General features: G+C 65.7%; 11 protein-coding genes. 3 read left to right on the forward strand and 8 right to left on the reverse strand.

All coding sequences use genetic code 11. The features are described 5' to 3' along the window. Positions 1-646 precede the first annotated feature (646 nt). Complete coding sequence (locus tag WAN02_RS15170) at positions 647-1222, forward strand: type II toxin-antitoxin system PemK/MazF family toxin (protein WP_422265026.1); 576 nt, start codon at positions 647-649, stop codon at positions 1220-1222. Position 1223: 1 nt separating this feature from the next. Here the strand turns inward: WAN02_RS15170 and WAN02_RS15175 are convergent, their stop codons facing one another. The 5 genes from WAN02_RS15175 to WAN02_RS15195 all read right to left on the reverse strand — a co-directional run bounded on the left by WAN02_RS15175 (position 1224) and on the right by WAN02_RS15195 (position 5990). Next, positions 1224-1652 (reverse strand): CBS domain-containing protein, encoded by a 429-nt coding sequence (locus WAN02_RS15175; RefSeq protein ID WP_422265027.1) that lies wholly within the window; start codon positions 1650-1652, stop codon positions 1224-1226. A gap of 94 nt (positions 1653-1746) precedes the next feature. Then, positions 1747-2424, reverse strand: coding sequence for a hypothetical protein (locus WAN02_RS15180; protein WP_422265028.1), 678 nt, complete (start codon positions 2422-2424; stop codon positions 1747-1749). Positions 2425-2446: 22 nt separating this feature from the next. Next, complete coding sequence (locus tag WAN02_RS15185; protein ID WP_422265029.1) at positions 2447-3286, reverse strand: transglutaminase family protein; 840 nt, start codon at positions 3284-3286, stop codon at positions 2447-2449. Further along, positions 3286-4266, reverse strand: coding sequence for an alpha-E domain-containing protein (locus WAN02_RS15190; RefSeq protein WP_422265030.1), 981 nt, complete (start codon positions 4264-4266; stop codon positions 3286-3288). Before WAN02_RS15190 ends, WAN02_RS15185 begins: the two co-directional genes overlap by 1 nt. Further along, positions 4266-5990 (reverse strand): circularly permuted type 2 ATP-grasp protein, encoded by a 1725-nt coding sequence (locus WAN02_RS15195; protein ID WP_422265031.1) that lies wholly within the window; start codon positions 5988-5990, stop codon positions 4266-4268. The genes WAN02_RS15190 and WAN02_RS15195 overlap by 1 nt, the downstream gene beginning before the upstream one ends. A 148-nt stretch (positions 5991-6138) precedes the next feature. Here WAN02_RS15195 and rpsT point away from each other — a divergent pair, with 148 nt between their 5' ends. Continuing rightward, positions 6139-6405, forward strand: coding sequence for a 30S ribosomal protein S20 (gene rpsT / locus WAN02_RS15200; protein ID WP_422265032.1), 267 nt, complete (start codon positions 6139-6141; stop codon positions 6403-6405). Here the strand turns inward: rpsT and holA are convergent. Genes holA through WAN02_RS15215 form a run of 3 tightly spaced genes read right to left on the reverse strand, consistent with a single transcriptional unit; the run spans position 6402 to position 9778 of the window. Beyond that, entirely contained in the window at positions 6402-7343 is a 942-nt protein-coding gene (gene holA / locus WAN02_RS15205; protein ID WP_422265038.1) for a DNA polymerase III subunit delta, read from the reverse strand. The two genes, rpsT and holA, sit on opposite strands and share 4 nt — an antisense overlap. Before the next feature lie 33 nt (positions 7344-7376). Then, complete coding sequence (locus WAN02_RS15210; protein ID WP_422265033.1) at positions 7377-8936, reverse strand: ComEC/Rec2 family competence protein; 1560 nt, start codon at positions 8934-8936, stop codon at positions 7377-7379. Between the two features lie 5 nt (positions 8937-8941). Then, positions 8942-9778: a helix-hairpin-helix domain-containing protein gene (locus WAN02_RS15215; RefSeq protein ID WP_422265035.1), complete on the reverse strand. Its 837-nt coding sequence runs from the start codon at positions 9776-9778 to the stop codon at positions 8942-8944. A 180-nt stretch (positions 9779-9958) separates the two neighbouring features. Here WAN02_RS15215 and WAN02_RS15220 point away from each other — a divergent pair, with 180 nt between their 5' ends. Next, positions 9959-11119, forward strand: coding sequence for an acyl-CoA dehydrogenase family protein (locus WAN02_RS15220; RefSeq protein WP_422265037.1), 1161 nt, complete (start codon positions 9959-9961; stop codon positions 11117-11119). Positions 11120-11145: the final 26 nt, after the last annotated feature.

Genomic DNA, 11145 nt, shown 5'->3' on the forward strand with positions numbered 1-11145 from the left:
GGGTCGCGTCGCTCACGAAGAGCGAGTTCAGCGACGAAATCTCACTGTCGACGATGTCGCTAAAGGTGTCCGCGGATGCGAGAGGTGCCAATGTCACCGCCGCGCCGACTGCGAAGCCCCCGAGCACAGCAATTTTACGCATGTTCATTGATTGCCTTTCAAAGATGTCAACCGACGGACCGGGCGTACCGTCGGAGGTCCCCCAGCACCCCTTAGAGCGAACCAGCGACCCCTGCTGGAAACCTGAGAGAACCATAACAACTTAGTCTGGGATGCGAAAGTCTTTTACTAAGAAACTTTTAATGCTCAGCCTTTGATACCAATGGGCCGGCGGCGCTTACCACGTCAAGCTCGTAAGCAGGACATATGTGTCACCACCCTCCCGCTGGAGGAACAACGCGCCGCGTAACACGGTGTCAAAACGGACACTTCTTTGGGTCCGTAGCTGAGAAAAATTTGAGTGCCTAGCGACGCTTAGCTGAGAGCGCGGCCTCAGACGAAGCGTCGGTTCGTCAAACTAGAAGTAAGCCTCCGAACTGAACAGACCAGTGGGGATGGATGCGCCCATGGATCTAGCCTCTGGCATCTAGAGCTGGGCAAACGCGGCGCTTGGCTACCGCCCGAGTCGCTCACCTATGCTGCGAAGATGGCGTCACAGTGGAAGACATTGCAGCGCCTGGCGGAAAATCTGGTGTTCGGCGAAGCACCGAGATTGATCCGGCAGCTGCAGAAGTCACCCACCCTTCAGGGGGCCATCAAGATCGGCCTGGATGTGCTGGCCGGCACGATAGAAGCACCGGCCGAGATCACCACCGGCCGGCCAGTCACCCGCAGCAGCGCGCCTACCGCGCATCGGGCCCGCAAGCTGGTCTATTCGCCCGATCTGGATGGTCGCGCCGATCCGGGCGAGGTGGTGTGGACCTGGGTGACGTACGAGGAAGACCCGACCCGCGGCAAGGACCGCCCAGTGCTGGTGGTCGGCCGCGACCACGCCACGCTGCTCGGCTTGATGCTGTCCAGTCAGGAAAGGCACGCCGCCGATCGGGACTGGGTCGGAATCGGTAGCGGTAGCTGGGATTATGACGGCAGACCCCGTTGGGTGCGGCTGGACCGGGTGCTTGACGTGCCTGAGGAAAGCATCCGCCGCGAGGGCGCGATTCTGGAGCGCGACGTCTTCGACGTCGTGGCCGCGCGGCTACGCCGCGACTACTCCTGGAGCTGAGTCAGCCCTGCGTGATGTAGGACTGCAGCTGCTCGTGCTCGCTTTCCAGCTCTTCCATCCGGGTCTTGACGACGTCGCCGATGCTGACGATCCCGATCAGCTTGCCGTCCTCGAGCACCGGCACGTGCCGGACCCGGTGCTCGGTCATCAGCAACGTGAGGCTGTCGACCGTGTCCGACTTCGTACAGGTCGAGACCACCGCGGTCATGATCTGCTCGACCGGCAATCCGAGCGTCGACGCTCCATGGGCGTGTAGCTGGCGCACGATGTCACGCTCGGAGACGATGCCCTTCACGCCGTCGGGCCCGACCACCACCATGGCGCCGATGTTGTGTTCGGCCAGCCCCGCGAGCAACTCCGTGACCGTCGCGTCGGGGTTGATCGTCACCACCGCGCCGCCTTTGCCGCGCAACACATCTGCAATCCGCATTGAGCCTCCCGCCGAGTGTGATCAGGTTCACACCAGGCTACGGCGATAACTGTCAGCGTGAAAGGAGCTGACGAAAATCGGGTGAACCACCAGGTCAGGCAGCCGCGGTCGACTCGCTGCGGCGTGTCGGCAGTCGTGCGCCTGCCACCAGCAGCCACACCAACGCCGCAACCCGTGCCACCGGCAGGGCCGGACCCAGCGGCTGCCAGGCCAGCACCAGCATCGTCAGCTCGCAGAGCGCCGCGATCGCTACCCCCACCCATGCCAGCGCCCGCGGCAGCAGCCGGTGGGCCAAGCCGGAAGTCGCAACGCCCGCGATGAGAACGCCAAGCGCCACCACGTGCGCAACGCCACCGACGAGGAAGGTCAGCAAGTACAGCGCGCGGACCAACGTGGTGTCCCCGGTGATCTCCGGTCGCGACAACATCCAGCCCAACAACCCCGTCAGGCTCAAGCTGCCGGCCGCCAAAATCCCGCCGGTCAACGCGATCGTCGGTCCCGCGCCGCTGTCACCGAGCCAGCGCAGCCGGGCACTGGCCGTCGCGGCATAGACGGCCAGCAGCACCGACGAGCCGAACACCGCGACCGCGATGATGCGCACCGCCAACGATTGGGTTTGCACGTAGTGCTGCACCGGACCTGTCGGCCCGTATGGCAACGGCATCAGCCCGCCGAGCCCGACACCGATCGCCAGGCCGCCGAAGAGCAGCGCGATGCACATCGCGGCGAGCACCACCAGCGACGGCCCATCGTGTCGCCGCGGATCAGCCATGCCGAAACGATAAGCCGGAAAGCTATGCCAATCGGGTGATTTCGACGACGACGTCGAGGTCGGTGGCGCCCTGCCCGTGGTAGATGCCCTTCAGCGGCGAGACGTCGGCGTAGTCCCGCCCGACGCCGACAGTGACGTACTGCTCGTTGATCTCGCTGTCGTTGGTGGGGTCGTGGTCCCACCAGCTTCCGGTCCAGGCCTGAATCCAGGCGTGGCTCTGGCCATCGACGGTCTCACCGATCACCGCGTCAGCGTCAGGATGGTGATAGCCAGACACGTACCGCGCGGGAATTCCCATGCTGCGCAACACCATCAGCGATAGATGAACGAAGTCCTGGCAGACGCCTTTGCCTTCACGCAACGCATCTGAACCCGACGTGTGCACTCCGGTGCTGCCTTTGACGTAATCCAATTCGCTGCGTACCCAGGCAGCTGCCGCGATGACGGCGTCCGCGGGATCATGTTCCTTGGCGATCCGCTTGCCAACGGCCGCAATGCGTTTGCTCACCGGCGTGTAATCGGTTGGACGCAGCAACTCGTCGTACCGATCAATCACCGCCTCTTGCGCCAGATCAGCCCAGGCCAGCTCCTCGGTGACCGGATCCGGCTGGTCCGTTTCGACGACTGACGCCGACGTCACGGTCAACTCGGTGTGCGGTGCGTGCAAGTCGAACGCCGTCACCGCGGTGCCCCAGTAGTCGACGTACCGGTAAGACCTTGTCGCAGGGACGGTCTCGACGCGGTTGAGCACGACGTTCTGCCGGGAGTCCGACCTCGGTGTGAGCCGGGCTTCGTTGTACGAGGCCGTCGCCGGCGACGGGTACGCATAGCCGGTCGCATGCAGAACACGTTGCCGCCACATCAGCTCTTCACCTTCTTGGCCGGCAGCGGATCGCGATGGCCGGCGTCAGACCAGGCAACCCACGGTACAGCGTGAAAGTACTGTGCCGCCAATGCTTCTCCGACGTCGAAACAGGATTTCTGCAAGCCGGCAAGTCGCATCTCCAGCGACTCGAGCAGAACCCCTGGCCGCACGAATTCAAGCTCGCTGCGCGCCCGTCCCAACAAGCGTTGAGCCTCGGAAACGGCGCCGACACGGCTGCCCCGGCTGTGCAGCAGTTCGTCGAGGCTGTGCTCGGCCAACTTCAGCGAGTAGAAAATCGACCGCGGGAAGAGGCGATCCAGCAGGATGAACTCGACCACCCGATTGGCGTCCAGCACACCGCGATAGGTACGCAGATAGGTGTCGTGCGCGCCCGCGGAGCGAAGCACCGTCACCCACGCCGGTGACACCGCGCTGTCGCCCACTCGCGACAGCAACATGCGCACGGTCATATCCACTCGCTCGATCGCGCGGCCCAGCACCATGAAGCGGTAACCGTCATCACGCGACAGCGTCGAGTCGGCAAGACCGGCGAACATCGCCGCGCGGCCCTCGATGAACGACAGAAACTCATGCGGGCCAAGACGTTTGGCGGCACGCTCGCGTTCGCCCAGTGCGTTGAAAGTGGTATTGAGGCACTCCCACGTCTCCGTGGATGTCACCTCGCGGGCCGACCTCGCGTTCTCCCTCGCGGCCGAGATGGCGTCGACGATCGAGGAGCCGTCACCGGGAGGGTTGTGGCTGAACGCCACCAGGTCGGTCAACGACCACACGTCCAGCTCAGTATCGGGAGCCTCAATTCCCAAGACCTGCAACAGCACTCGCGAAATGTGATCGGGGTCGACGCTGGAATCCTCCAGCAGCTGGTGCACCGTGACGTCGAGGATGCGTGCCGTGTCGTCGGCGCGCTCGACGTAGCGACCGATCCAGTAAAGCGCTTCGGCATTGCGGGCGAGCATCAGCGAATCACCGCCTGCTGTTGTTGCTGTTGTTGACTCGGCTTTTGTTCAACGACCGGCTGCGACTTCGGTTGTCTTTGCTGCTGGAACTGCTTCTGCGACTGCTGCGGCTTTTCACCGTCCGAATCGCCGTTGGTCGCCGCTTTGGGCAGCTTCTTCACCACCTCGGCGGCACCGAGCTCACGGTCGGCCCCCGACGTGCGCGACGCCAGTACCCAGGTGTCCTTGGATCCGCCGCCCTGGCTGGAGTTGACCACCCGTGACCCGTCGACCAGCGCCACCCGGGTCAGGCCACCGGGCAGCACCCACACATCGTCACCGTCGTTGACCGCGAAGGGCCGCAGGTCGACGTAGCGCGGGGTCAGCGTGTCGCCGATCTGCGTCGGGACGGTCGACAGCTGCATCATCGGCTGCGCGATCCAGCCTCGCGGGTCGTCACGAATGCTTTTGCTGATCGCGTTCAGCTCTTTGTTGGACGCTTCCGGACCGAAGACGATGCCGTAACCGCCTGAGCCCTCGACGGGTTTGATCACCAGTTCGTGGACTCGGTCGAGCACCTCTTCGCGCTCGTCGTCCATCCAGCACCGGAAGGTGTCGACGTTGGCGATCAGCGGCTTTTCGCCGAGGTAGTACTCGATGATGGTCGGAACGTAGGTGTAGACGAGTTTGTCGTCGCCCACCCCGTTGCCGATGGCGCTGGAGATCACCACGTTGCCCGCGCGGGCCGCGTTGAGTAGGCCGGCGACGCCCAGCACCGAATCGGGACGGAACTGCATCGGATCCAGGTAGATGTCGTCGATGCGCCGGTAGATGACGTCGACCTGCACCTCTCCTTCGGTGGTGCGCATGTAGACCTGGTTGTCCCGGCAGAACAGGTCGCGGCCTTCGACCAGCTCGACACCCATCTGGCGGGCGAGCAGCGAATGCTCGAAATACGCCGAGTTGTAGACGCCCGGCGTCAACACCACCACCGTTGGGTCGGCTTCGTTGGTGGCCGCGGAATTACGCAGCGCCCGCAGCAGGTGCGCTGCGTAATCGTCTACCGCGCGCACCCGGTGGCTGGCGAACAGGTTCGGGAAGACCCGCGCCATCGTCCGCCGGTTCTCCATCACATAAGACACTCCCGACGGCGACCGCAGGTTGTCCTCGAGGACCCGCCAGGTGCCCTTCTCGTCGCGGATCATGTCGATGCCAGCAACGTGGATGCGCACGCCGTTGGGGGGCATGATGCCGACAGCCTGGCGGTGGAAATGCTCGCAGGAGGTGATCAGCCGGCGCGGAATAACGCCGTCACGCAGGATCTCCTGGTCGCCGTAGATGTCGTCGAGGTATGCCTCGAGGGCCTTGACGCGCTGCGTGATGCCGCGCTCCAGTCGCGTCCATTCGGCGGCCGAGATGACTCGCGGGACCTGGTCCAGCGGGAACGGCCGCTCCTGACCGGACAGCGAGAACGTGATGCCTTGGTCGACGAAGGCCCGGCTCAGCGCCTCGGCGCGGTCGTCGAGGTCGGCGGAATCCGATGGCGCCAGCTCCCGATAGATGCCCTTATAGGGTCCGCGAACGTTTCCCTGCGCGTCGAACATCTCATCGAAGGCTTCCGCGTAGCAACCACCCGCGGTGTTATAGCCGTCAAAAATCTGTTCGTAGCGCGACTGCGGCTTGCTGCGCGGCTGCCGTTTGGTTTCTCCAGGCAAGGTTCGAAGGGCCACTGTGCCATGCTGCATCAGATCTGCCTGCTCCGCAGGCCCATCGTCTTCGCTTTGGGTGAATGCACCGGGGACTGATACCCTAGGCAGTCGCCGCTCAAGCGCGAGATCGCGCTACGGCAAACCGTGACACCACAAGCCGCTGAGATTTACGAAGGAATTACGCGTGGCCAACATCAAGTCGCAGCAAAAGCGCAACCGCACCAACGAGCGCAACCGACTGCGCAATAAGTCGGTGAAGTCGTCGCTTCGCACGGCGGTGCGCCATTTCCGTGAGGCCGCTGAGGCGGGCGAGAAGGACAAGGCCGCCGAACTGCTGGTCTCCACCAGCCGCGAGCTCGACAAGGCAGCCAGCAAAGGTGTGATCCACAAGAACCAGGCCGCCAACAAGAAGTCAGCGCTGGCCCACGCCCTCCACAAGCTCGGTAGCTAGTCCGCGACGAGCTCGGCAACCTTTCTCACAGCTGCTTCCAGCGCATAGTCCGCGTCCGCGGCTGCGCCTTTTACATCGGCGTTCAGCGCGGCCACCAACCGCATCGCGGTAGCCACTGAGTCGCGCGACCATCGTCGCGCCTGCTTCTGCGCCTTCTGCACCCGCCACGGCGGCATTCCCAATTCGGCGGCCAGCCGGTAGGGGTCGCCCGAGAGCGACCCGACCCGCCCGATGCTGTGGATGGCCTCGGCCAGCGCGTCGGCCAGCACCACATGTGGCTCGCCGCGCAGCATCGCCCAGCGCAGCGCTTCGACGGCTCCCTCGACATCGCCGACCACGGCTTTGTCGGCGATATCGAAGCCTTTCACCTCGGCCCTGCCACTGTGATAGCGCCGCACCGCGGCGGCGTCGACGTGCCCGCCGGTGTCGGCCACCAATTGTGAACAGGCCGAAGCGAGTTCGCGTACGTCAGAACCGACCGCATCGAGCAGCGCCGCCAGCGCGTCGTCGTCGACCTTGACCTTCAGTGCGCGAAATTCCTTGCGAACGAAGTCCAAGCGTTCGCCGGCCTTGGTGATCCGCGCGCACGGATACACCTGTGCTCCCAGCGCGCGAATCTGATTCGCCAGCGCCTTGGCTCGGCCGCCACCCGAATGGACGACCACCACCTCGGTGCCTTGCGGGACATCCGCCGCGGCTTTGGCGATCAATTCGGCGGCTTCTTTGCCGGCTTCTCCGGCGGCTTCCAATACGACGACGCGCTCGTCGGCGAACAACGACGGGCTGAGCAGTTCGGCGAGCTCGTAAACACCGACGTCGCCGGCCCGCACCCGGTCCACCGGGACGTCGTCGGTGCCGGCGCGCCGACGTGCGGCGCGCAGCACGTCAGCGACGGCGCGCTCCACCAACAGCTCCTCATCCCCCAGTACGAGATGCAATGCCGAATCCTGCTGGCTCACCGGTTGATCGTGTCACGTCCGGCCGACAGCGCCGCCGGCCCCTGTCAGCACACCCGACAACGACCAGGCGAGCAGCGCGCAGGCTGCCAGCGCCAGGCCGGCCCGGAACCATCGCCACCGCCAGAGCAGCACGGTCAGCAGCCCTGCGGCGCCGACGGCCAGCACACCGGCGATCCCATCCGGTACCGGCACGCTTGCCGCAGGGATATCTGCGGCCCAATGCGCGATCCGCAGCAACCACCACAATTCGGGGCCGGTGAATCGGATTAGCAGTTGCGCCCCGGACGGCCAGAACAAGCACAGCGCGGCCGCGGCGGTGCCGAGCACGGTGATCGGCGCGATCAGCGCCGCGACCGCGAGATTGGCTGCCGCCGACACCAGGCTCACCCGCCCGGAGATGCCAGCGATCAGCGGCGCCGTCACCAACTGGGCGGCGCACGCCACGCAGACGGCGTCGGCCAGCGGTTTGGGCCAACCCGCTGCGACCAGACGGCGGGACCAGATCGGCGCGATGACCACCAGCGCGGCTGTCGCCACCACCGACAAAGCCAGGCCCACGTCGACCGCTAACTGCGGCGCGACCACCATCAACAACAGCACGGTGCCGGCCAACGCCGGAATCGCTTGCCGGCGCCGCGAGGACAGCACACCCACCAAAGCGATCGCGCCCATCACCGCCGCCCGCAACACGCTGGCGGTCGGCTGGACCACGATGACGAAGAGCACCAAGGCGATGCCGGCCAACGCCACCGCGGCCCGCGGGCCGATCAGCCGCGACGAAAACAGCACCGCCCCGCAGACGATCGTGACGTTCGCCCCGGACACCGCGGTCAGGTGCGTCAGACCGGCGGTGCGGAACTCTTGCCCGGTCACTGGGCTGACGGTCGACATGTCGCCAACGACTAACGCCGGCAGCATCGCCGCCTGGTCGGCGGGCAGCACGCGGCGAGCCGTGTCCGCGAACCCCGCACGGACCGCGTAGGCAGCGCGATGCACCGGCCCGGCGCGGCCCGTGGTCGGCCTATCGATCGCCGTGATCACGGCCACCGTCAGGTCGTGACGCGTGGGCGGGGTCATTCTGGCGCGAAACCGCATCGGCTGGCCGACCATGACCGCGCCGAAGTCGCGCGCGGGTGCAAAAACGACTGCGCGGCCATAAGTCTCGCTGCTCCCCAGTTGACGCAGCACAGCGCGGAACAGCAGCCGCCCGTGGCCGACTGGTATGGCGCTTTCGGTGGGCGTGACAGCCACCTCCATGCTGGTGCCGAATGCCGCGACGATCGGGTGGTGAGCGACTGCGTTGGCGCGCAACGCGATCGCGAACCCGAAACCCGCACCGACGATGCCCGCGGCAGCCAAGCCGATGCCGATCGTCCGCATCCGCGAACGCTGTGCGCCTGCACGCCACAGCAGCGCGCCGGACACACTGCCGGCCGCACACAGCGTCCCGACGATGTTCCCGATCGGCCACAAGATTCCCACGGCCGTCACCACCCAACTGGTCACCGCGGCCGGCACCAGACGCGCGTCCAGTCGCGCCGTCGTTGGGTCGGCGCTGGATGATTGCGCCACCTGCCTCAGACACGGACCAATGGGCGCAGCTTTTCCAGCCGCCCTGGACCGATGCCGTCGACCTTCCCCAGCTGGTCGACGCTGGTGAATTTTCCGTTGGCGTTCCGCCAGGCCACGATGGCGGCCGCCCGCACCGGCCCAACGCCGGGCAGAGTGTCCAACTGCTCCACGGTCGCCGTGTTCAGGTTGATCTGCGCGGTCGGGGCGCCCTTCGTTGGTCGAGACGTGGTGCTGGGTGTGCCCGGAGCCGCCGACCCAGGGCTCACCGAACTACCCAGAATCGCCGGCTGTCCTTTGACCGGCGACAGCCCCACCACGATCTGCTCACCGTCATCAACCTGCCGAGCCATGTTGAGCCCGACGGTGTCCGCGCCGTCGGTGATGCCACCGGCCGCCTTCAGCGCGTCGGCGATTCGCGCCCCGGGCGCCAGCGTGACGAGACCGGGCGTGTGCACCAGGCCGACCACGCTGACCACCACTGGCTGGTTGGGCCTGGTCGAAGGCCCAGGACTCGGGCTGCGGCTCGCCGTGGCCGCCATGTCAACCGGCGGAAGTTTGGCCGACATCACGGGTGCGGGCTGCTCACGCATCAGCGTGAAGACGGTGACCAGCACCGCGATCGCCGCGATGGCCGCCAGAGCGATGGCGCCCGCGCGGCCCGGGTCGGCACGCACTCGGGCCAGCCAGCCGCCGTCATGCTGTGTCGAACCGTCCGGGACCCAGCGTGGCAACAGGGAGTTCGGGTCGGTGTCGGCATCGTCGTTGTCGTCGGATTGCGCGACCGTGCTCGGCTGGGCACCGAGTCGGCGGTGCAATCGCTCGCCGGGCAGTTCTGTTCGCATGCGCCGACGGTAGGGCCGTCGCCCGTCGCCACGATGCCGTCGCGGCACTCGTCACGTGCCCGCTGTGGATCGGCCGTCGACTGTGCATGAACGATTCAGCGTCGAGCCGCCTGACTGGTTGGTTGGTCGGCCGGATAACGTGCAATGCAGGACCGTCTGATCCAGCTAGAGGAGACTGCCGTGCAACTGGCACTCACGAAGGACGAAGCCGCCTTCCGCGACGAGCTACGCGAGATTTATACGACGAAGATCCCCCCGGAAATCCGTGAGCGGACCCGCTCGGGCGAAGGCCTCGACCGCGACGACATCGCGACCAGCCACAAGATCCTCAACGAGCACGGACTGGCGGTGCCCAGCTGGCCCGTCGAATGGGGCGGCAAGGACTGGACGCCGGCGCAGCACCAGATCTGGCTGGACGAGATGCAGCTGGCCTCCGTGCCGGAGCCGCTGAACTTCAACGCGAAGATGGTCGGCCCCGTCATCGCCGAGTTCGGGTCGCAGGCGATCAAGGAGCGCTTTCTCCCGCCCACGGCTGCCCTGGACATCTGGTGGTGCCAAGGCTTCTCCGAGCCCGAAGCCGGTTCGGACTTGGCCTCGCTGCGCACCACTGCGCTGCGCGATGGCGACAGCTACGTGGTCAACGGGCAGAAGACGTGGACCACGCTCGGCCAATACGCCGACTGGATTTTCTGCCTGGTGCGCACCGATCCGCAGGCGCCCAAGAAGCAGGCCGGTATCTCGTTCTTGCTCATCGATTTGGACACCCCAGGCATCACTATGCGCCCGATCAAGTTGATCGACGGCAGCGTCGAGGTCAACGAAGTGTTCTTCGAGGACGTCCGGGCGCCCGCCGATCAGCTTGTCGGAGAAGAGAATCAGGGCTGGAGTTACGCCAAGTTCCTGCTGGGCAACGAGCGGACCGGTATCGCGCAGGTGGGCCGCACCAAGGTCAAGCTCGCTGACGTCAAGAAGCGTGCCGCCGAAAGCGGCCTGCTGGATGATCCGCTGTTTGCCGCCCGGGTTGCCGAAGCCGAAAACGACTTACTGGCATTGGAACTCACCCAAATGCGGGTCGCGTCCGGTTCCAAGGGCGGCAAGCCCAACCCCGCATCGTCCGTGCTCAAACTGCGCGGCAGCCAGTTGCAACAGATCGCAACGGAACTGCTCGTCGAGGTCGCCGGGCCGGACGCGCTGCCGTTCGAAGCCGGAGACGAGATCGCGTCTCCGTCATGGGCACAGGGCAGCGCCCCGCATTACCTGAACTACCGCAAAACGTCGATCTACGGCGGCAGCAACGAAGTTCAGCGCACCATCATCGCGTCGACCATTCTCGGCTTGTAAGGCAGGAATAGACATGGACTTTCAAC

The sequence above is a fragment of the Mycobacterium sp. genome, from assembly GCF_049281135.1.
GTDB lineage: Bacteria > Actinomycetota > Actinomycetes > Mycobacteriales > Mycobacteriaceae > Mycobacterium.